Annotated in this window: 20 protein-coding genes; 7 read left to right on the forward strand and 13 right to left on the reverse strand. The window is 59.4% G+C overall.

Annotated elements, in window-relative coordinates; translation table 11 throughout:
• The 3 genes from PVW48_RS18110 to trbB are packed head-to-tail and all read right to left on the reverse strand — an operon-like array spanning position 1 to position 1561.
• On the reverse strand, positions 1-282 hold the full coding sequence (locus tag PVW48_RS18110) for a VirB3 family type IV secretion system protein (RefSeq protein WP_274582356.1): 282 nt from the start codon (positions 280-282) through the stop codon (positions 1-3).
• A complete protein-coding gene (locus tag PVW48_RS18115; RefSeq protein WP_274582357.1) occupies positions 282-614 on the reverse strand; it encodes a TrbC/VirB2 family protein in 333 nt (110 codons plus the stop codon). Before PVW48_RS18115 ends, PVW48_RS18110 begins: the two co-directional genes overlap by 1 nt.
• Positions 611-1561 (reverse strand): P-type conjugative transfer ATPase TrbB, encoded by a 951-nt coding sequence (trbB, locus tag PVW48_RS18120; protein WP_443112689.1) that lies wholly within the window; start codon positions 1559-1561, stop codon positions 611-613. The genes PVW48_RS18115 and trbB overlap by 4 nt, the downstream gene beginning before the upstream one ends.
• Positions 1562-1823: 262 nt before the next feature.
• On the opposite strand from trbB, the gene PVW48_RS18125 reads away from it, so the two are divergent.
• The 7 genes from PVW48_RS18125 to PVW48_RS18155 all read left to right on the forward strand — a co-directional run bounded on the left by PVW48_RS18125 (position 1824) and on the right by PVW48_RS18155 (position 10528).
• A complete protein-coding gene (locus PVW48_RS18125) occupies positions 1824-2237 on the forward strand; it encodes an MbcA/ParS/Xre antitoxin family protein (RefSeq protein ID WP_274582359.1) in 414 nt (137 codons plus the stop codon).
• Positions 2234-2923 (forward strand): RES family NAD+ phosphorylase, encoded by a 690-nt coding sequence (locus tag PVW48_RS18130; protein ID WP_443112685.1) that lies wholly within the window; start codon positions 2234-2236, stop codon positions 2921-2923. The genes PVW48_RS18125 and PVW48_RS18130 overlap by 4 nt, the downstream gene beginning before the upstream one ends.
• 380 nt (positions 2924-3303) lie before the next feature.
• Positions 3304-5397: a DEAD/DEAH box helicase family protein gene (locus tag PVW48_RS18135; protein ID WP_274582360.1), complete on the forward strand. Its 2094-nt coding sequence runs from the start codon at positions 3304-3306 to the stop codon at positions 5395-5397.
• Positions 5390-5608 (forward strand): DNA modification system-associated small protein, encoded by a 219-nt coding sequence (locus PVW48_RS18140; protein WP_274582361.1) that lies wholly within the window; start codon positions 5390-5392, stop codon positions 5606-5608. Before PVW48_RS18135 ends, PVW48_RS18140 begins: the two co-directional genes overlap by 8 nt.
• Positions 5605-7590 carry an AAA family ATPase gene (locus PVW48_RS18145; protein ID WP_274582362.1) on the forward strand — a complete coding sequence of 662 codons (1986 nt, stop codon included), beginning with the start codon at positions 5605-5607 and terminating at the stop codon, positions 7588-7590. Before PVW48_RS18140 ends, PVW48_RS18145 begins: the two co-directional genes overlap by 4 nt.
• Complete coding sequence (locus PVW48_RS18150; RefSeq protein WP_274582363.1) at positions 7587-7967, forward strand: hypothetical protein; 381 nt, start codon at positions 7587-7589, stop codon at positions 7965-7967. Before PVW48_RS18145 ends, PVW48_RS18150 begins: the two co-directional genes overlap by 4 nt.
• A 23-nt stretch (positions 7968-7990) precedes the next feature.
• A complete protein-coding gene (locus tag PVW48_RS18155) occupies positions 7991-10528 on the forward strand; it encodes a sigma factor-like helix-turn-helix DNA-binding protein (protein WP_274582364.1) in 2538 nt (845 codons plus the stop codon).
• 60 nt (positions 10529-10588) lie between these two features.
• On the opposite strand, the gene PVW48_RS18160 is transcribed toward PVW48_RS18155, so the two are convergent.
• The 10 genes from PVW48_RS18160 to PVW48_RS18205 all read right to left on the reverse strand — a co-directional run bounded on the left by PVW48_RS18160 (position 10589) and on the right by PVW48_RS18205 (position 20495).
• Positions 10589-11358 (reverse strand): IS5 family transposase gene (locus tag PVW48_RS18160; protein ID WP_274582365.1). Its coding sequence is split into 2 segments (ribosomal slippage): positions 10589-11022 and positions 11022-11358, totalling 771 coding nucleotides; the frame shifts between segments, so codons are not numbered across the junction.
• Between the two features lie 106 nt (positions 11359-11464).
• Entirely contained in the window at positions 11465-12592 is a 1128-nt protein-coding gene (locus PVW48_RS18165; protein WP_274582366.1) for a DNA-methyltransferase, read from the reverse strand.
• A gap of 209 nt (positions 12593-12801) precedes the next feature.
• Positions 12802-13209 carry a ribbon-helix-helix protein, CopG family gene (locus PVW48_RS18170; RefSeq protein WP_274582367.1) on the reverse strand — a complete coding sequence of 136 codons (408 nt, stop codon included), beginning with the start codon at positions 13207-13209 and terminating at the stop codon, positions 12802-12804.
• A 10-nt stretch (positions 13210-13219) separates the two neighbouring features.
• Positions 13220-15208 carry a conjugal transfer protein TraG gene (locus PVW48_RS18175; RefSeq protein ID WP_274582368.1) on the reverse strand — a complete coding sequence of 663 codons (1989 nt, stop codon included), beginning with the start codon at positions 15206-15208 and terminating at the stop codon, positions 13220-13222.
• Positions 15209-15224: 16 nt separating this feature from the next.
• Positions 15225-16991 (reverse strand): relaxase/mobilization nuclease domain-containing protein, encoded by a 1767-nt coding sequence (locus PVW48_RS18180; RefSeq protein WP_274582369.1) that lies wholly within the window; start codon positions 16989-16991, stop codon positions 15225-15227.
• Between the two features lie 247 nt (positions 16992-17238).
• Complete coding sequence (locus tag PVW48_RS18185) at positions 17239-17886, reverse strand: lytic transglycosylase domain-containing protein (RefSeq protein ID WP_443112686.1); 648 nt, start codon at positions 17884-17886, stop codon at positions 17239-17241.
• Positions 17887-17985: 99 nt separating this feature from the next.
• A complete protein-coding gene (locus PVW48_RS18190) occupies positions 17986-18321 on the reverse strand; it encodes a DUF736 domain-containing protein (RefSeq protein ID WP_274582371.1) in 336 nt (111 codons plus the stop codon).
• Positions 18305-18895 carry a S26 family signal peptidase gene (locus tag PVW48_RS18195; RefSeq protein ID WP_274582372.1) on the reverse strand — a complete coding sequence of 197 codons (591 nt, stop codon included), beginning with the start codon at positions 18893-18895 and terminating at the stop codon, positions 18305-18307. Before PVW48_RS18195 ends, PVW48_RS18190 begins: the two co-directional genes overlap by 17 nt.
• Positions 18892-19410, reverse strand: coding sequence for a DUF2840 domain-containing protein (locus PVW48_RS18200; RefSeq protein WP_274582373.1), 519 nt, complete (start codon positions 19408-19410; stop codon positions 18892-18894). The genes PVW48_RS18195 and PVW48_RS18200 overlap by 4 nt, the downstream gene beginning before the upstream one ends.
• The gene (locus PVW48_RS18205) at positions 19407-20495 is read right to left on the reverse strand and encodes a replication initiator protein A (protein ID WP_274582374.1); all 1089 of its coding nucleotides are present in this window, start codon (positions 20493-20495) and stop codon (positions 19407-19409) included. Before PVW48_RS18205 ends, PVW48_RS18200 begins: the two co-directional genes overlap by 4 nt.
• Between the last annotated feature and the right edge of the window lie 14 nt (positions 20496-20509).

Raw genomic sequence — 20509 nt, forward strand, 5'->3', positions numbered from 1 at the left:
TCAGACCTCGAGATGACCGGGAAGCCGCAGATGCCGGCGACCGACCTCGACGAAGAGCGGATCGCGCCGGGCGGCCCAGACCGCCACCACGTGGCCCAGAAGGCCGATGACGATCCCGGCGACCCAGAGCTGCAGCCCGAGCCCGATGGCCCCGGCCAGCGTGCCGTTCAGGATCGCGAAGGACCGCGGCGCACCGGCCAGCAGGATCGGCTCGGTCAACGCGCGATGCACCGGGACGGTGAAGCCCGGCACGTCGGCCAGCTGCTCGAATGTGCTGTCCATCAGATCAATGCCCCGCCGCCGAAGCTGAAGAAGCTCAGGAAGAAGGAACTCGCCGCGAAGGCGATGGAGATGCCGAAGACGATCTGGATCAGGCGGCGGAACCCCCCGGAGGTGTCACCAAAGGCCAGCGTCAGGCCGGTGACGATGATGATGATCACCGCGATGATCTTGGCGACCGGCCCCTCGATCGACTCGAGGATCGATTGCAGCGGCGCCTCCCAAGGCATGGAGGACCCCGCCGCCCGGGCGGGTCCGGCCAGCATCAGGGTCACGGTGGCGTAGGTGACTGCATGCGCAGCTTGCGCGCGCAGCAGGTGAAGGTGTCGGGTCATGAGGGGTCTCCTGTCGTGGTTTCGGTCCCGGTCGGCCGCGCCGCCGGGGTGATGCGGTAATCGCCGTCCGGTCCCAGCCCGTCGACGCGGGCGAGTTCGGCGAGGTGGCGGCTGGCCCCGCGCCCGGAGAGAACGGCGATGAGATCGATGGTTTCGGCGATGAGGGCGCGCGGCACCGTCACCACGGCCTCCTGGATAAGCTGCTCCATCCGGCGCAGGGCGCCGAGGGCCGAACCCGCATGGATGGTGCCGATCCCGCCGGGATGCCCGGTGCCCCAGGCCTTCAGGAGGTCCAGCGCCTCGGCCCCGCGCACCTCGCCGATGGGAATGCGGTCGGGGCGCAGGCGCAGCGCGGAGCGGACGAGATCGGAGAGCGAGGCGACGCCGTCCTTGGTGCGCAGCGCGACGAGGTTGGGTGCTGTGCATTGCAGCTCCCGCGTGTCCTCGATGATCACGACGCGGTCGGACGATCCGGCCACCTCGGCCAGCAGCGCATTGGTCAGCGTCGTCTTGCCGGTCGAGGTGCCTCCCGCCACGAGGATATTGGCCCGCGCGGCGACACCGTCGCGCAAGAGTTCCGCGTGGGTCTCGGTCATGATCCCGGAGGCGACGTAATCAGTGAGGGTGAAGACCGCGACGGCGGGCTTGCGGATCGCGAAACAGGGCGCGGTGACCACGGGGGGCAAGAGCCCCTCGAAGCGTTCGCCGGTCTCGGGCAGTTCGGCCGCAACGCGCGGCCGCGCGGCGTGCACCTCGGCCCCGACGTGATGGGCGACAAGCCGCACGATCCGCTCACCGTCGGCGGGCGACAGCGTGGCGCCGGTATCGGAAAGCCCCTCGGACAGCCGGTCGATCCAGAGCCGCCCGTCGGGATTGAGCATGACCTCGACGGTCATCGGGTCTTCCAGAAACCCGGCGATGGCGGGCCCGAGCGCCGTGCGCAGCATCCGCGCGCCACGGGCCATCGCGTCCGGTTTCCGAGCTGCCTCTGCCATGCTGTCCCTGTTCCGTGAGTGGCCACCGACGGGCGGCCCTGGATCGGGTCCATCAAGAAAACCGGAACCCGGATGCGCTCAACAGGTCTTCAAGGGGCGTAGCGCCATAGCGTGCAAAGACAGGTAATAGGGTTAGAGACGATCAAAGCGGCACAGCACGATCCATCTTGCCTTTTGGCACATATTATCTATATTGATGCCAAAGGAGAAAACCATGCAGTTCGCCACGGTCCAGCCCATCCTCGCCCGCACCGATCTTCCCGTCATCACCGACGAGGAGGCCGCCGCGCTGGCGCGCACCACCGTCAACCTGTTCCGGGCCTGGGAGCTGACGGATGCGGAAGCCCGCACGTTGCTGGGCGACATGGCGCAGCGCACCTGGGCGCGCTGGAAGGCCGGCGATATCGGCCGGATCGACCGCGACCTGCGCGCGCGCATGGCGATCCTGATGGGGATACACAAAGCGCTGCGCACTCTCTTCACCGACCCCGCCCGGGGCTATGCCTGGATCCGCAAGCCGAACGCCGCCTTCGCGGGCCGGAGCGCGCTGGACGTCATGCTCCGGGGCGAGATCACCGACCTGATCGACCTGCGCGCCTATCTCGATGCCGAACGGGGTGCCTGGTGAATGTGCCTGTCCACCGCGTGACATGGCCGCGCACGGTCCGCATCATCCGCTCGATCCACCCGCCCATCGACCTCTTCGAGGATATCGCCGATCCGGCTGATTGGGAGGCGCTTGCCTCGGCCGAGGCCAAGTTCAACCCGCGCATCCGCGAGAGCATCGGCGATCTCTCCAAGGTGCCCGTCGACCGCCGCGTGACAGGCCCGGGTGCGAGCTGGGTCATGGCGCCTTTCGTGCATTGCTCGCCGCTCAGGCCCGGACGGTTCTCGGATGGCAGCTTCGGCCTCTACTATGCGGGCGACCGCACCGAGGTGGCGATCGCCGAGACCGTCCATCACCACGCCCGCTTCATGCGCGCGACGGACGAAGCGCCGGGCTGGACCTCGCAGTTCCGCGAGCTGATCGGATCGATCGACACCGATCTCGACGACGCCACGGGCCGCGCCGACCTGCTGGATCCCGACGACTACCGTCCCTCGCAAGTCTTCGGGGCCGAGCGCCGTGCGGCCGGCTCGAACGGCATCACCTGGCCCAGCGTGCGCTTTCCCGAGGGCCAATGCATCGCCGTCTTCTGGCCCGACGTGATCCCGATCCCCACCCAAGGGGCGCATTTCGCGTATCACTGGGATGGGGAGCGCGTCGACTACGTCAAGCGTTTGGATGATGGGGAGGTGTGGCGGGTATCTTGAAACTGTGAGCCGCACTCCTGTCGGCTGGTGTTCGGAAGAAGACAAGCGCTCCGGAAGCCCTGGATCGCCGGGGCCAAGGTCTGAGCGCAGAATCAGTGGCCTCGCCTATCGATCAACAGCCAGTGAAGACCGTATGCCTCTGGCGCGAAGGGATAGCGAAAGGATATGAAGAAACTGCGCTCAGCACTTTGCACAGAGCCACGATCCGACATGGCGTCCTGATCAACGGGGACCTCTCCGAGGGACGGCGTTCCTACACCACAACGTGGGCACTATCGTTCGAAGCGGGATTGACGCCAAGAGGCAACAATTGGAGGATGTAGTATGTGAGCCTAGGCTCAGCCTGTGACTCAAAGAAAGAACATGAGTTCCCTGATGAGATGAATGAAAAGGTTGCGGAATCTATCTTTATGGGCAACCTCTCAAGGCTCCATCTGGAAACTGAGTATCGTTCAACCAAGAACGATCCCGTAAAAAACTTCTATAAGAAATGCCTCCGAGACTCTGCTTCATATCAACGAGCAGTTGGCTACTTTCGATCGTCCGTCCTGATCATCATTGGTAAGGCGCTTGTCGATTTTGTTCGCAAGGGAGGTCGGATCCAACTCATTTGCTCTCCAAGCCTAAGCAGTGACGATATACGCAGCATCTCTGCGGGATACGCTCGAAGAGAAGAAGTTATTGCGGCCTCACTAGTAGACGAATTTGACAAACTGCTGGCCGAGCCTGAAACGGAATTTGCTGCTAGAGCATTGGCAACACTCGTGGCTCTTGGCGCGCTTGAAATTAAGATCGCTGAACTAAAGAATGGCAAAGGTATTTATCATGAAAAGTTAGGCATCTTTTCAGATGGACTAGGCAATCACGTAAGCTTTCGAGGCTCCACAAACGAAACGTGGAGCGGCTGGCACACCGAAGGCAACTTTGAGGCAATTGAAGTTTTTTGTAGCTGGACTGGAGCATCAGAAGAAAATCGCGTTGAAAAACACAGACAGCACTTCGAAACTCTTTGGTCAGGCGAAGACCCAGGAATAAAGGTCACACCGTTCCCTGAGATGACGGCAAAGCACCTCGAGAAATTTGCAGCGCAAAGCATTGAGGACATAATGGAAAGCCCCCCTGTCACCGCTACTTCGCGCAGAAAGCCTTTACCACACCAGATACAAGCGATCGAAGCTTGGCGAAGCAATGGCTCTCGCGGAATTTTTGAGCATGCTACAGGTACAGGCAAGACATTCACTGCTATTGTTGCGATTCGTGATCATGTGCGCGAAGGTAGACCCGCACTTATCCTTGTCCCAAGCAGGCTGCTTCTGGGCCAATGGGCTGACGAAATCAGTGAAGAGATCCCGGAAGCAGCCGTGATGCTAGCCGGTGATGGTCACAACCGCTGGAAAGTAAATGGGCGGCTGAAGAGTATGACGGTGGGCAACCTAGAGCTTGGGCCGCGGATCACACTTGCAATGATGCCCACAGCTGCGACGAACCTTTTTCTATCAGAACTCGGGGGTGGCGACGACCTATTACTGGTTGCTGATGAAGTCCATCAACTAGGCAGCCCAGTGAACTCACGAGCGTTGCAGATCCAAGCGGGATCAAGGCTGGGTTTGAGTGCCACGCCGCGCCGTTACGGCGATCCCGAAGGTACGAAGAAGCTCATGGACTATTTCTCTGGCGTCGTGCCGCCCCCCATCACCCTCGAAGACGCGATGCGCGCTGGTCGCCTCGTTCCGTACCGGTATTTCCCCCATGCAATCAGCTTGACCGCTGATGAGGCCGACCAATGGCTAGACTTCAGCAATAGGATTAGGAAAGAAGTAGCACGAAGCAAGGCAGATGCAGAGGGAAAGAAGCAACTTAGTGAGCGAGCAAGAATGCTCCTTATCCAACGCTCCCGGATCGCAAAAAAGGCAAGAGCAAAAGTAGACCTAGCGGTAAGAATTCTAAACGACGAGTTCCACGAAGGCCAAAGTTGGTTGGTCTACTGCGAAGATAGCGAACAGTTGGCAGATGTTGTATCCGGCCTTCGGATGCACGGGATGGAAAGCATCGAGTATCATTCCAATATGCTGGGCGATCGTGACAGCACAATGGAGTGGTTTCATAGATTTGGTGGAATACTCGTTTCGATAAAGTGTCTTGATGAGGGTGTGGATATTCCAAAAGTCTCACACGCGCTCATTCTGGCGTCATCACAGAACCCCCGGCAATTCATTCAGAGGCGCGGACGGGTACTGCGGACCTACCCTGGGAAAAATATGGCAGAGATACACGACGCAGTAGTCACGCCTATCAACTCTGATGAAGAACCAGAGCAATTGGGTTTACTTCGAGGAGAACTGATACGAGCAATTGAGTTTGCCGGCGGCGCCATGAACAAATCAGCGGGCGCGGAACTACGAAGTATTGCAATGGAGATGGGCATCGACCTTGATGATCTTGAGGCGAGAGACGGAGTAGAAGAAGATGGTTGATAACCCTGAAGCTGACATTGCCCTTGATATTCTTACCGAACTGCGCTCGGAGATCGCGCCGGAATTATCACTGGACCTCGTTAGGGCATGTTACTTCGTTCAAAAGAACAATCAATTCAATAATGATCGATCAATTGCAATGGCCGAGATGGAGAAACTCATCGACGCCGAAGTAGAAAAAATGGCTGCGGGTGTGGAGGGTCGGCGATGAAACTGATCCGGCTGACGATGAAAAACTTCATGCCATACAAAGATCAAACCGTGTTGGAGTTTCCGATAGACGACTCACGTAACGTCATGCTGGTTTTTGGCGACAACATGCGAGGAAAGACCTCTCTACTAAACGCAATTCGTTGGGGGTTTTATGAACGCGCCCTAGGACGGCACTCTCGCGAGATTGGGTTGATCGACATAGTGAACAAAGACGCCGTTCTGGAAGATAATTGGCGGATAGATGTTTATATTGAGTTCGAGTCGAACGGCGATCACTTTGAACTTCGCCGTACGGCGGATCGTCGTTCTACTGTGGTCCGACCATCACGATCGGACGATCTCCAAACCTCTGTTCTTTTGAAGAAGAACGGCGTGGTCGTCTCTGGTGATCAAGTCTCCTACGAGCTTGATCAAGTAGCCCCAGAGCAAACATCTCGCTTCTTTCTCTTCGACGGCGAATTACTTCAGGAGTACGAGGAGCTCTTGTTTGAAGGCAGCGAACAGGGGCGGCAGATCAAAGAAGCAATTGAACAAGTACTTGGTGTGCCAACGCTGGTGAGAGGCCGCGATGAACTGGGTACAATCCTAAAGAACGCATCGCGGGCTCAAACAAAGGCGTTGGCACACATACAAGGCTTAAAGGCCCAGGCTCTTCGAACAGATGCCCTAAACGAGAAACTAGAAGCATTCGAAGCCGATGAGAAATACTTGGAGGCTCAAATCTCCAGCGTTCGGGAAGAACGAGAGAACCTCGAAGATGAGCTCGAAGCCGCGGCAACAGTTCTCGCACTTAAGGCCAGGCTTGATGGTGCTCGGGCAGAGCGCGACGAAAGCCAATCAACTATCGATCGGAAATTCAACGAGCGTCATGAGGTATTGGCCGTGGCGTGGAAGGACATGCTTGATGCCCGGCTGAGCCAAAAGAAAGCTGGATTGAGAGAAGAGCAACTTCAAATCACGAGGGCGATGAAGACCACGTCTCGGGTAGAGTCGGACATTGATCGTCTGAAGCAGCTGATTGAGACCGACTCTTGCCCAACGTGCGATCAGCCTGTGGATGGTCCCATACGGAGCAGACTGAAAGAAGAGCTTGGCAAGATGCAGGCCAGTGTCATGGCGCACAAAGATGTCAGCGTTAGGCTGAATGAGATTTCGGCGCAACTTGGCATTCTTGAAAAGGTTCGGGGCAGTGGAGCGCGCCAGCGACTTGCCCAGATTGAGAAGGATATTCAGCATGCACAGATCAAACTTCAGCGCGCGGAGAACGAAATCGAAGAGATAGAGGAGAAGGTCAACGAGCAAGATGCCACCGAATTAGCAAGAAAAAGGTCCCGCAGAGCAGACCTTCTCAAGGAAGAGGGCAAACTTGATAACGACCTAGATGGAGTTCGGAACAATCTCAAGAAGGTGAAAGAAGAGCTTGCGATCGCAAGAAAGGCTATTGAAGGCGTTGCATCGGCCCGAGCCGAGAAATCGACTCAGAAAGTCACGCTGACTGCTTCTTTGGAGAAGACCTTCGCCGCGAGCATTGAAACTCTTCGGGACAAGTTGCGTGGACGAGTTGAGCAGCTGGCTAGTGAAGCATTTCGTAAGATGACGACGCAACACGCCTACCAAGGCCTGACGATCAACGAGAACTATGGCTTGAGCATACTCGACAGTCATGGGAGGAGTGTTTCGATGCGAAGCGCTGGTGCTGAGCAAATAGTAGCGCTATCCTTAATCGACGGCCTGAACCGGACCGGAAGATCAGCTGGCCCGGTAGTGATGGACACTCCTTTCGGCCGACTCGACCCGAAGCACCGGGCCAATATTCTGGACTATTTGCCGACAGTGACTACGCAGTTTGTCTTATTTGTTCACGGTGGTGAAATTCGACGTGAGACGGATCTCGACGCGATCAAAGAACGAGTGGGAGCCGTCTATGACCTTGTCGAGATTTCCGAGACTCAGACCAAGATCGAAAGGTCCAAGCTATGATGGACTCAGAAGTCACAACCGTCGGCCTTTCTGAAGAGGCAGACGATCTCCTTGATCAGTTGAAGGAACTGGAAATTTTTGCCGAAAAGCTTGATGGGTATCGGTTTGCGATAAGCTTTGCAGTCGCGTCCGGTGTGTTGCCATCGGAAATCGGAAAGAGGAAAACGCTCTTCAATGTAGGGTCTCTTGACCCTGGACAGTTGATCCGAACCTCCATTGAAGCCGTGTACCCCGACGAAATCGCCTCAGCGTCAGTGTATCGTGTCGCCGAGCGTTTGGCCGATTGGGGTGTCCGCGAACTACATGCACTGGCATCCAACGGACAACTAGACTTCGTAAAAATCCTAGAAAGTGTAGAAGACGCATCGTCACAATGAGCGCGCCGCTAAGACTGTTTTTGATGACCCGCAAACGTGGGTACGACTGGAAGATATTCGTTTCACAATCCCTTGAAGAGGTTCATACGGAATGGTCGAAGCAATCCGTACTCGGCGGCGTTTCTGGTGTTTTGCACGTTGGGTTTGGTCGACCAGCTGCGCGTCTCTTCAACGAGGTTACTGAAGGCAAAGACGGAACCCTTCTTGCCACTGCAGGTGCAAGGTTCGTAGTGCCATCCCCTTCCAAGTTCTCAGAAACTGCAATTGAAGTGGTAGACGGTCTACCGATCTATGTTGTTCTGGACGGCTGGGGCTACATGATCGACGATCCTACACGGACCGCCGGACTTCCCTCTGAGCATGCACTAGGTCGTCCTTCTCAACACGACAACGGCAGTCCCACAACTGCGACCGGTTGGGTCGCACAGTTCCTAGACGTAGCCCCGGAGTTTAAGGACGCATTGGAACACGTCTACATCCACGATGAGGCGAGCTACTTGGATAAGGAGCACGAATTGCCTGGAGTAGTCAGAACGGCTCTTGGCCAGTTTCGCTTCGATAACCTCGTGCAAGATTCGTCTGATGCTTTGGATATTGTGCGATTTTCGCCGCCATGGCTTCGCACCCAGGAGCTCGAAAAACTTCCCATCACTGTTAGACTGCGTAACGTCTTCAACATGTATGGGATAAAGCGTGTATCTGATCTCGACAATTTCAATAGAGAGAAGTTGTTCGCAACCAAGAACTTTGGAAGGCGTTCGTATTCAGACCTTGGAGAAGCCCTCCGAGAGGGGCTACGGCGCGGTGCAATTGACATAGACTTTTCGGCTGGACCGCCGTCTTTGGACCAGTCCCACCCACCGATTGGCGAAGCTCCGAAAGGTGGTTCTAGCCAGTCTTCTATCGCTCTTTCTATTGGGCTGATCGCCAACCTCCTCAAAACTTTGAATGAGTTGGAGGAACGAGATCGCGACATCCTGGTGGGCAGAATGGGTTTCAACGAGCCGCCGAGAACTCTCGAGAGTATCGGAAGCGAACATGGAGTAACCCGAGAAAGAATTAGGCAGGTTGAAAAGCGGTCTCTCGAACGTATTATCGCGAATGAACTCTGGGATGATGTAATGCGGCATCGTCTAAGCGCACTTCTCGAAAATCGAGAAGTACCTTTACCTCTCTTTGGCCTTGAAGTCGTGGATGATTGGTTCAAAGGGACATCTGACAAACAAGACACCCTTTCATATCTGATCGAGAACCTTTGCGAAGGGCGCTTCCATGTCTTAAAAGTTGGCGCTGTAAGGTTTGTTTCGCGCATTGACCAAGAATCTTGGAATACAAAGCTCAGAGAGGCTCGGTACCTCTTAGAGAGTGCGGCTGACCTCAACTGGTCAGAAGATGAGTGCCGAAATACGGTATCGACTTTTCTACAAGACGGCGGAACGGAACTGAGACCTCTACTGTGGGAGGAGGCTTCCCGCCTTTGTCACTTCTCAGGCCCCTCAGGCAACCGCGTCCTAACTGCTTATGGTCGCGGCCTCGAACAGATGGTACAAGTAGTCTTGGAAGACAGCCCGCTGGCGCTTCACACAAGCGAAGTTGCGCAAATGGTAAGCGACGTTGCTGGCAAAGAGATCGGCGAGTCTCAAATTCGCAATGCCGTTGCCAGTGTTGGAATCCTTCTTGGGCGTGGAACCTATGGCCTCCGAAAGCACATCCCGCTAAGCGATGACGAGATCGAGAAAATAGCTCAGCTCGCTACGGAAGTTATCTCCGAACATGAAGACGATCGCCAGTGGCATACATCGGAATTGGTTGCTGAACTGCGTGAACGCTACGGCGACATCTGCGGTGATAGACTCGATAAATACAACCTCAGTGTAGCATTGGAGATGAAATCGGGTCTGAAGTACTTGGGTCGACTTGTATGGGCATGCCCCGATGCCAACCATGAAATGCGTGTTGACTTAAGGGATGCTGTTATTGGAATTCTTGAAAATGCAGGTGGACCACTGACGACCAGCCAGATAAACGAGAAACTTACTGAGTTTCGTGGCGTAAACAGCACGTTCCAAATATGGAACCGTGACCCAGTTATCAGAGTAGGCCGCGGTCTTTGGGGGCTCAACGACCGTGATGTGGCGGTCAAACGGGATCAACAGCCGAAATTAATGGAGAACGTCGTCAGCGCAATTCGGCGGAAAGGCACGGGCATACATCTCGATGAGATTAAGGACTTTATTGGAAGTGAAACAGACCTGGAGCCTGAGGCCATCTTTAGTATAGCTTCTCTGGACGACCGCATTTCAATTGGCGTCGGCCGTTTTGCCTATTTGAAAGAGTGGGGCGACAGCAGACGGGTGACGCTGAAAGCAGCGCTAGATCGCCTAGCAAATCAAGTTCCAGGACCGATGGATATCTCCGACATTAAAGATTGGCTAGAATTCATCACGGAGAGGAAGATTGAAAAGAATATTGTTTCACATGCCCTCTCTTCAGCCGGCATGAATTACTTAGGAGACGGTATATGGGAGATCAGCGAGCGAGATAACGAAGCCGAAGGTTAAACTAGAGACGGCGCTTCCACAACGACTTCGCCTATTCCTAGGCTCCAGACTCATTGATCGTCAAAGCCAGAAGATGACGGTTGCGGCGAGAGCCACGGCGGAGAGGAAGACCTTCGGGCACCTGTCGTAGCGGGTGGCGATGCGGCGCCAGTCCTTCAGCCTGCCGAACATGATCTCGATCCGGTTTCGCCGCTTGTATCGGCGCTTGTCGTAGCGGACGACCGTGCCGCGCGATTTCCGGCCCGGGATGCAGGGGCGTATCCCCCTGTCTTTCAGAGCTTCCCTGAACCAGTCGGCATCATAACCCCGGTCCGCGATCAACCAATCGGCAGCCGGCAGACTGCCCAGCAGGGCAGCCGCGCCGGTGTAGTCGCTGACCTGGCCCGCCGTCATGAAGAACCGCAACGGGCGGCCATCGGCATCCGTCACCGCATGCAGCTTGGTGTTCAGCCCGCCCTTCGTTCGCCCGATGAGGCGGCCGCGCTTGTCTTCAGGCCCCCCTTTTTTGCCCGCAGGCTCGAAGCCGTGCGATGCGCCTTCAGGTATGTCGCGTCGATCATGACGACCTTCTCCTGGCCGCCTTCGGAGGCCAGCCCCTCCATCATCCGGGCGAAGACCCCCATGTCGCCCCACCGCTTCCAGCGGTTGTAGAGGGTCTTGGGCGGGCCATACTCCCGCGGCGCATCGCACCATCGCAACCCGTTGCGGTTGATGAAGATTATCCCGCTCAGCACTCGCCGGTCATCGACCCTCGGCTTCCCGTGGCTTTTGGGGAAGAACGGCTTCAGCCGCTCCATCTGCGCGTCCGTCAGCCAGAAAAGGTTGCTCATCCCCACCCCCGTCAGTTCGGGAGCTTGAATCACGCAGGCCGAACGGCCTCAAGCAGATCAATGGGTCCTGACCCTATGACCTGAAGCGAGTTGTGCTTGGCCGACCTCATTCTGAGGAGAGCACTTTGTCTCCGACTTTTCTTTCTTGGATTGAAATACCTTCACAGGTACTGACAACTTTGCCTGGGTCGAATCGACCAATGGAATGCGCCGCATAGGCCCAATTTGCCTCGATAGACAACCACTGGCGCCCCAGTTCTTCTGCAACGGCTCCGGTTGTGTTACTACCGCCAAAGGGGTCAAGAACTAGATCCCCCTCATCCGTGAGAAAGCGAACGAAGAAATCAACCAAACTCTTGGGCATTCTGGCAGGATGCACATCAGCACCGTGTTCGAGGCAAAATCTTCGATACCCGTCGCTTGAAACAGTGTTGGCAGCCTTGATTAAATTCGTTGCACCCTCGAACTCTGAGACAAGTCGCATGGTGGCCTCGAATTGATCTTGAGAGATGGTCCCGTCTACCGAAGGAAGTCCCTCAGAGTCACCAACATTTGGGGGTATTGCGCCTCTATTGTCGGTCCTGAAACTGTCTTTTCCGATATTGTGCGCCGATGGCCGTGGTCCTGCGTTGTACTTCCCCGATTTGATCAGCCGTTTCATACTAGGGCTATATTCCCTCAATACTTTTCTATTGTCCGCCTTAGGTCGCTCGTTTGGGGACATCCACCATATGCGAGTAAACGCATCCTTTACTCTGGACCTCTCCTTATTGACCCACTCAACCGGTGAAGGAAGCCGCGCAGGATTGTACCAGATGAATTCTTGGCAAAGATGTAAACCGCCCTTCTCTAGAAATCCAAGAAAGGCCTTGAGAACATGCACTGACATCACGGGTCGCCCTGGCATCCAAGCGTTCCCGATCTCAATTACGATAGATCCATCTTCGGTGACCATTTCTCGGAGAATTGGTGCAAAATTTGAAAACCATTCCACATACTCATCTTGAGTATGGTTCCCATACGCTTTCTTTGTATTTAGAGGGAATGGCGGCGAGGTCATCACAAGCTGAAACTTGCCAGAGTAATTGCTTAATGGGTCGGCTTGAAGAACAACCTCAGACTGACCAAAATACATCGCTCCGTGACTGGTTTCGTACACCGGATTGGATGTATCATAGTCTGATGGAGCCTCAGTCTGAATGCTTGCTCGGTGCGTTTCAAACCAATCCGACATGCCTAGGGACCTTTCGTCTAGATATTCCATCATATTGTGAAATGGCCCAACGAACCACCAGAAAGATAGCGGCATCTTTTTCGGTGCGAGTTGTCTGGGGCCTGTATGTTCACTGTTATGATCTCGATTTCGATCTACAAGTAGTTGCCGGGTCTTCTGGTCGTGGCAGTCGGCATCAGGGGTTTCTGTCAAGTCCAGACTATCGCTCTCTAGTCGTTAGGTGGGTCACCAACAACCTCATCCGCAAACCACCGCCCCTTCTGCACCCGTCTGCCCAAGGTCTCGACAAACCCATCGAACCGCTCACGTCCCTTGGCCTGCGCCGCCGCCTGCTGCTCCGGCGCGATCGGCGGGGTGATGGTGAGCCAGAACCGGACGAAGAGCGCCAGAGTCTCGGTCGTGATCCGTTGGTCGCGTTCGAGACGGGCGACCTGGCGCGAGAGGCGGTCGAGGCGGCGCGTCAGGGCGGCCTCCTGCATGTCGGCATGATCTGGCGATAGGAAGGATTCGACCGCGGCCTCCACGATGGCGGAGCGAGTCACGCGTTTCCGGTCGGCGATATCGTTGATCCGCCCGATGAGTTCGGCTGGTAGGGACAGGTTGAGACGGTCGCGCATGGGTCAGTCCTCAGAGATCGATACCGTCATTGCGGTCCATCGAAGCCTGTCGGGCCACCTGCCCCATCTGTTTGCGCAGGGCCTGCCGTTGCTGCGCGGCCTCCTCCGGCTCATCATCGAGCATCATTTCGAATTCGCGCGCCGGTTCTGCTGTCTTTTCCGAGGCTGCAGCCTGATGCTCGGGCAAGTCCGGTTCCCGACGCAGGCCTGCGTTCACCTCATCGGCATTGGCCGACGGCGCCGACGCGCCCGTCGTTGTATCGGCTCCGATGATCGGAAGTGATGACCATGGATCATCCTGCATCATCGGCGTGTCTTGCTGCGGTTCTGGCGGCGGCACCACGCGATCGACGAACCGCCTGTCCTCAAAATACCGCGCCTTCTTCGCCCGAACCGGCGAGGAGCCTGCCACCATGACGATTTCATCGTCGGGCGGAAGCTGCATGATCTCGCCCGGCGTCAGCAGCTGGCGCGCCGTCTCGGAGCGCGAGACCATGAGGTGACCCAGCCAGGGCGCCAACCGGTGGCCGGCGTAATTCCTCATCGCCTTCATTTCGGTCGCGGTTCCAAGGGCATCCGAGACACGCTTGGCAGTCCGTTCATCATTGGTCGCGAAGCTCACCCGGACATGGCAGTTGTCGAGGATAGCGTTGTTCTGGCCATAGGCCTTCTCGATCTGGTTGAGCGACTGGGCGATCAGAAAGCTCTTGATCCCGTAGCCCGCCATGAAGGCCAGCGCGCTTTCGAAAAAGTCGAGCCGCCCGAGTGCGGGGAATTCGTCCAGCATCATGAGCACGCGATGACGGCGGCGCGTGTCCTTCAGGTCCTCCGTCAATCGGCGGCCGATCTGGTTCAGCACGAGCCGGATCAGCGGCTTGGTTCGCGAGATGTCCGAGGGCGGCACGACAAGATAGAGGGTCGTCGGCTGGTCCGCGCCGATGAGATCGTCGATCCGCCAGTCGCAGCACCGGGTGACATGGGCGACGACCGGGTCGCGGTAAAGCCCAAGGAAGGACATCGCCGTCGACAGAACGCCCGAGCGTTCGTTGTCGGACTTGTTCAGTAGCTCGCGCGCGGTCGAGGCAATGACCGGATGCGGTCCGGCCTCTCCCAGATGACGCGCCGCCATCATCGCTTCAAGGCTCTGCTCGATCGGACGGCGCGGGTCGGACAGGAAGGCCGCGACGCCCGCGAGGGTCTTGTCGCGTTCGGAATAGAGCACATGCAGGATCGCACCGACCAGAAGCGAGTGCGAGGTCTTTTCCCAATGGTTGCGTTTTTCCAGCGAGCCTTCGGGATCGACAAGGACGTCGGCAACGTTCTGGACGTCACGCACCTCCCACTCACCGCGGCGGACCTCGAGCAACGGGTTGTAGGCGGCCGAGGTCATGCTGGTCGGATCGAAACGCAGCACCCGGCCATGGCGCGCGCGGAACCCGGCCGTCAGGTCCCAGTTCTCGCCCTTGATGTCGTGGACGATGGCGGAGCCCGGCCAGGTCAGAAGCGACGGGACCACGAGGCCCACACCCTTGCCCGACCGGGTGGGTGCAAAGCAGAGGACATGCTCTGGCCCGTCATGGCGCAGGTAGTCCTGATCCAGCTTGCCGAGCACGACACCATCGGAACCCAGCAGCCCGGCGGCCTCGACCTCGGACCGGTTCGCCCAGCGGGCTGAGCCATAGGTATCGACGTCGGCGGCCTCGCGCGCTCGGATCACGGACATGGTGATGGCCACGGCGATGGAGATGAAGCCGCCCGAGGCAGCGATTGCGCCGCCCTCCCAGAACACCGTGCGCGCATAGGCGTCGTAGAAGTACCACCACCAGAAGAAGGCGGGCGGCGGGTAGATCGGCATGCCGAAGGCCTCGAACCAAGGGCTGCCCAGCTGCGCCTGGAACCCCAGCCGCCAGGCCACCCATTGCGTTGCGCCCCAGGTCGTCGTGAGCACGATCAGGAAGACGGCGAGGATCTGGCCCCAGAGGATTTTCGTGGCGGTCATGGTCAGGGTCCTTTCGTCAGATGCCGAGCCCGCGCTTGCGGCCGAGGCTCCAGTCGATCCCGCCGCCGCTGCGCGCCATGCCGGTGATGTGCTGGCCAAGGCGGGGCTCGATTTCGCGGGACCAGGGGACGAGCTGGAAACTGCGACCGCCGTCCGGGCCGATACCCTCGATCATCGCATAGCGGCCGGAGGATAGACGGAGCTGCCGGGTGTAGGTGCCGGACACATGCTCGCCGGACTTTGCCGGACGATGTGGCAAGCCTGTCTCGGTCTCGAGGGTCTGGCCAATGGCGTCGAGCTCGCGCTGCCGCAGGGTCGCGAGGAGGTTGCGCTGGAAGATGATCCGCTGTCCCTGCCTTTGGGCCAGCCCCTCGTCCGCGAGATGTTCGGCGCGGGCATCGAGCGCGTCCCGGACCTCCGCCCCGAACCCGCCCATCGCAAGCGGCATGCGGGAACTTTCGACCAGACGGTGATCGAGCCAGGTCGCGCCGGGCGCAGTGATCTGGCCTTGCAGGTCGAGATCGGACCGGTTGGCCAGGACAAGCGTCGGACGCGGATCGTCCGGACCGCCGAAGCGGCGCACCTCGACGATGCCACCGGGCCCGGGGGCCTGGTCGAAGGCCTCCAGGCCGCGGAAGCGGACATGATGCGCGCGCCCATCCGTCCCATCGATCACGGCATAGGCGGTGCCGGTCTGTTCGTCATGCAGGCCGGTCTCGACGAGCCTCCCGATGATCGGGTCCCCTGGCCTGCTCGCGTCGATGGCGAAGTCGGAGAAGCCGCGGTCTTGCCCCCGCTCGGCGAAGGCGCGGTGCATCGTCTTGATGATGTCGCCGCGCTCGCCCAGATCGCGGAGCGTGCGTTCCGCCTCGAGCCCGAGCATCCATTCGCCGGAGCGGCCTTCCGAGGCCAGGCCGAGTTTCCGAAGGTGCTGCAAGCGGCCGATCATCAACCGGCGGATTTGCGGATCCTCGGGTCCGGGCGCGGACGGCCGCAGATCGATGAGACCGAGTTCGTCGGCCTGATAGCGCAGCTCCCGATCGAGGCGCGTCCAGCGTTCCGCCGTGACCTCCCGTTCGAGCGCATGCCGGATTTCGTGCTCCAGTTTCGGACCGAGCTCCAGCACGACCAGATCCTCGGCGCGCGATCGCAGCCCGCTGCTGATGTAGTCGCGTGCGATCACGAGATCGCCGCCACGATCATCCACGCCGCGGACGATCAGATGCACATGCGGATTGTCGGTGTTCCAGTGATCCACGGCGACCCAGTCCAGCCGCGTGCCGAGATCGGCCTCCATCCGGCGCACGAGATCGCGGGTGAAGCCCCGCAGGTCCTCAATCTCTGCGGCATCCTCGGGCGAGATGATGAAGCGGAAATGGTGCCGGTCGTCCTCGCATCGTGCCACGAAATCGGAACCGTCCAAACCGTCGGTCTCGGCATCGAAGAGCAGCCCCCGCTCCCCGTCTCGGCTGACGCCGTCACGGCGCAGATAGGCCAGATGGGTCGACAGCGGTGCCGCGCGATAGGCACGGCCCTTGTGGCGAGCGATGCGGGCTTTGACGACAACGCGACGCGCGGGCGAGAACAGTCGGCTACGCCCGAACCGGCCATGGCCGCGCCCGAAAGTCGAGTGCCCTGGCCGACCTAGACTGTGCGACGGCCCGGTATGCCCGGCTTTCTGTGCCGCACGCAGCACCTGGTCCACGAAGCCTTTGGAACGCGGCGTTCGGGTGCTCCGGGGCTTGCCCGGCTTGATCCGGAAGTCGTGCTCGGGTTCGTTCATGCGAAGACCCTCCGGTTGCACGGAACGCCCCTGTGCATGTCGGAGCCTTGAAATCGCAGGGCAAATTCCGGGAACCTGCACACGACCGACCGCCATGCACGCGAAAACGCCAGTCCCGTCAGGGACTTGCGGCATTCGTGGCAGGCGCTTTTATCTCGCCCTTTTCTCTTCCCGCCCGTTGTCCGAGCGCGCCCTTCCGCCGCCCATTCGAAACGGCTCGCCCACGCACGCAAAGCTACGATCGAGTTCATGGCCGTGTCTCCGCGCCGGACCGAGCAACGAAAATGCTTGGATTGGGGGCGGCTGGACCCGTTTCTCGGGCCGGTCGACCTGCATCCGGGCTGCCGCTATTTTGCAGCGGATGCGCCGCCGATCTGTCGGTGAAGAGGGCCGCCTCGCGCCAATCGGCGACGGTTGCGCGGCTCGGGAGCGGTGCCGTGCCATCCAAGCGCGGAGCCAGCATCGCGACATAGGCGCGGGTTTCGGCGGGTAACGGACGGCCCTCCGAGAGGAACGCGTCATACCGGCCCGGCCCCGCGTTGTAAGCTGCGAGCATGCCACCGACGGTGCCATAGCGATCGAGCATGGCGCGCAGATAGGCCGTGCCCGCGATGATGTTATCGCGCGGATCGAAAGGATCAGCGCCGAGTCCATGGTCCTGCCGCAAGACGGTCCATGTTCCGGGCATGACCTGCATCAGTCCCATGGCCCCGGCATGGCTGACTGCACGGGGATCGCCCGCGCTTTCGGCCTGCATCACGGCACGGATCCAGTGTTCCGGGATCACGAAGCGCGCAGAGGCTTCGGCAATTGCGGTTGCATGGGGATCGCGGGCTGGATCGCGGATGACGACCGGAGTTTCAGCGAGAGCCGGACCACTGGTCGGTGTTGTCACGGCAAGGCCGGAAAGAAGGAAGGCAGCCAATATTTGCGCGATGCAAGGTCGCTCGACTGTGATCCGGTTGCTGCGTTTCGATCTAATCAGCGCCATCGCTCACGCCGCCCCGTTGCGCTTGGGCGGACGGTTCCATTGCAGCGACCAGACCGAACTTTCACCGTTGCGGAAGAGGTTGGCGCGGATGGGCCGCGCCAGCATCGGGTCATCGATGAGCACCGAGAAATACTCACCGGCCTTCTCCCCGGTGCGCGCCCAGGCCGCCCCGATCTCACGGGCGAGGTCGCCATCCCCGTGGAATAGACGGTAGTCGGGTGCGTTCTCGGCCTCGGTCGCCTCGGCCTTGTCGAGGGAAACCTCAAGGTCGAGTGTCAGCGTTCGAACATATCCGGCAAAGCCGGATTTCGTGCGAGTGAATTCACCGATCTGGGGCATGGCGTGCCTCCTTTCTGTTGCGGTGCGGTGTGGACTCCGGATGCGCCGCCTCTGCGGTGCGCCCGTCGGAAACCGTCCAAAGCGGCGTCAGCCGGGCGGTGATCGCGCTGCGTGGCAACGGCCCGAAATACCGGCCATCCAGGCTGTCGGGCGCTTCCGGGTTCATGAGGAAGACTTCACCAGCGCCGAGTCGATGACAGCCCTGCCATACGGGCAGATCGCGGCCGTAGCGGTCCTGCGCATGGGCTTGGCCAAGACGGCGATGATCGACGGTGATCCTGTCGCTCGAGCGGCAGACCAATGCTCCTTCGAGCGCGACGACATGCTTGAGCAGCGGCACGCCGCTCGGCAGGTATCCGCGCGCATCGAGGTAGTCCGAAAGCGCCGGTGGTGACTGTACGGCGACCAGATCCCCGATGGTCAGGTGGCCAACCGAGTGCAACCGATAGAGCCCGACAGGAACGCTCGCGCTGGCATTCCACAGCACGCGCGGCGACCATGTGGCAACTGCAGGTAGCGCGATCAGGGTGACCGACAGGACCGTGGTCCAGGCGATGGAGCTCCGCGCGGTCACTGCCCGAGGCTCCGCCGCTTGAGCCAAGCCCGGTGCTGGAGAGGGGTATAGGTGTGGGCCGGTTGTGCGGTGGTCAGGCGATTGTGCAGGTGTCGCCAGTAGTCCGGCGAGGCATCCGCCGGGTCGATCCCGAGCGCCTCGATCGCGTCGATCGCCTGCAACACGCGTTCGACCTTGGGCCAGCCGTGGGTAGAGAGCAGCAAAGTCCCTCCGGGCAGCAGATAGGGCAGCGTTTGAAGGGGAGTTCCGGGCTTCGCAACCTGCAGGATGTCGAAGCGCGAGAGGACCGTGCCATAGGCGTTGGCAGCCCAGCGATTGACCCCGAAGACGGCGCCTGGCGCGAAGCCGAAGCGGCGCCGGTGATGATCAATGCGCTGCTCGCAGACCGAATGGCCGAACCGGACCCATTGTTCGATGTGCCCCTCTTTCCAGGTCAGTTCGACGAAGGTTAGGTCGCCTTCTCTGCCAATGGTCTGTGTATCAACCGCGTGCGGTTCGGAGCGGATCGGACTCATGTCGTCGCCCTCCTCGACGTGCCGAGAGGTCGCTCGGGCCTGTCAATCCGAGGGTCTGTTTCGAGGGATATAGAGCGTCCGCGTGCGGGCTTGTCCCCAGCGGGGGCGGCACAACAAGAGTTAGATTCCTTGTTAGAGTCTAAGTTACGGCCTCGAATTCTGTTGTCTTTTGAAATGGATGAACCCGAAACGGGTTCCCGATAGCACGAGGGACCGGTTCCCGATGGCACGACAATCGGGGTTCCTGATGGCACGAACCCGTCCACAGCTTGTCCACAGGGCTCGAAGGCGAGCAGTCGTCGCCCCCGCGCCTCGATCTCGAGCGCCAGGCGATAACCCGGCAGGGGCTGGCGGCGGATGATGTCCCGCAGCTCGAAGGCAAACCTCTTGTAGGGCGAGAGACTACCGGATTTGACGTGGAGATGCTGAAACTCGAACCGCCACCCAGCCTTTTGTCGGCCACCATGCTTGCGAACCAGCCGATAGAGCCAGCGATCGAGGCCACCCGTCAGATCGAAATACGCGCGGTCGATGGTCAGGATCAGCGCATCGTCAAGGACCGCCCGGTAGAACCAGTCCGGCACGATCAGCTCGATCCCGTCCGGGCGGCCGCCGCTATCGGTCCGCTCCGTCCACTCGTTGATCCAGGAAAACCGGTGCCGACGTCCTTCGGCCGGCTGGCGGATCGAGGTGCAGACCGTCGTCGATTGCAACCTGTCCAGCGCGGCCTTCAACCGATGATAATCTCGCGCCGAGGTTCCCCGCCTGATGAAGGTGAGGATCTGGTACGGCGTCGCCGCCATGAGCCGCGATGTGCGAAGCCCGGCGTCGCGCGCCTCGACGATCTGGCTTGCGGCCCAGATCAGGATATCGGCGTCCCAGATCGTGGCCATGCCATGGTCGGCCACGGCTTCGACACGGATTTCTATGTTGCCGGCCGAAAACTCGATGGGCCGCGTGCGATGGCTCTTGGACAGGGAAAAGAAGGGATAGGACATGAGGTCCTGCGCGTCCCGCACGGCGAACTCGCCCGGGAGGGCGTGGAACAGATCGAGCTGGCCGCGTTCTGATGTTTTGCGGGACATTGGAGCTGCCTCGA

The sequence above is a fragment of the Dinoroseobacter sp. PD6 genome (genome assembly GCF_028807315.1).
GTDB lineage: Bacteria > Pseudomonadota > Alphaproteobacteria > Rhodobacterales > Rhodobacteraceae > Dinoroseobacter > Dinoroseobacter shibae.

Coding starts and splice junctions, on each gene's coding strand:
- PVW48_RS18110 (WP_274582356.1), bottom strand. CDS start 282: ATGGACAGCACATTCGAGCAGCTGGCCGACGTGCCGGGCTTCACCGTC.
- PVW48_RS18115 (WP_274582357.1), bottom strand. CDS start 614: ATGACCCGACACCTTCACCTGCTGCGCGCGCAAGCTGCGCATGCAGTC.
- trbB (WP_443112689.1), bottom strand. CDS start 1,561: ATGCTGCGCACGGCGCTCGGGCCCGCCATCGCCGGGTTTCTGGAAGAC.
- PVW48_RS18125 (WP_274582359.1), top strand. CDS start 1,824: ATGCAGTTCGCCACGGTCCAGCCCATCCTCGCCCGCACCGATCTTCCC.
- PVW48_RS18135 (WP_274582360.1), top strand. CDS start 3,304: ATGAATGAAAAGGTTGCGGAATCTATCTTTATGGGCAACCTCTCAAGG.
- PVW48_RS18140 (WP_274582361.1), top strand. CDS start 5,390: ATGGTTGATAACCCTGAAGCTGACATTGCCCTTGATATTCTTACCGAA.
- PVW48_RS18145 (WP_274582362.1), top strand. CDS start 5,605: ATGAAACTGATCCGGCTGACGATGAAAAACTTCATGCCATACAAAGAT.
- PVW48_RS18150 (WP_274582363.1), top strand. CDS start 7,587: ATGATGGACTCAGAAGTCACAACCGTCGGCCTTTCTGAAGAGGCAGAC.
- PVW48_RS18155 (WP_274582364.1), top strand. CDS start 7,991: ATGACCCGCAAACGTGGGTACGACTGGAAGATATTCGTTTCACAATCC.
- PVW48_RS18165 (WP_274582366.1), bottom strand. CDS start 12,592: ATGTCGGATTGGTTTGAAACGCACCGAGCAAGCATTCAGACTGAGGCT.
- PVW48_RS18170 (WP_274582367.1), bottom strand. CDS start 13,209: ATGCGCGACCGTCTCAACCTGTCCCTACCAGCCGAACTCATCGGGCGG.
- PVW48_RS18175 (WP_274582368.1), bottom strand. CDS start 15,208: ATGACCGCCACGAAAATCCTCTGGGGCCAGATCCTCGCCGTCTTCCTG.
- PVW48_RS18180 (WP_274582369.1), bottom strand. CDS start 16,991: ATGAACGAACCCGAGCACGACTTCCGGATCAAGCCGGGCAAGCCCCGG.
- PVW48_RS18190 (WP_274582371.1), bottom strand. CDS start 18,321: ATGCCCCAGATCGGTGAATTCACTCGCACGAAATCCGGCTTTGCCGGA.
- PVW48_RS18200 (WP_274582373.1), bottom strand. CDS start 19,410: ATGAGTCCGATCCGCTCCGAACCGCACGCGGTTGATACACAGACCATT.
- PVW48_RS18205 (WP_274582374.1), bottom strand. CDS start 20,495: ATGTCCCGCAAAACATCAGAACGCGGCCAGCTCGATCTGTTCCACGCC.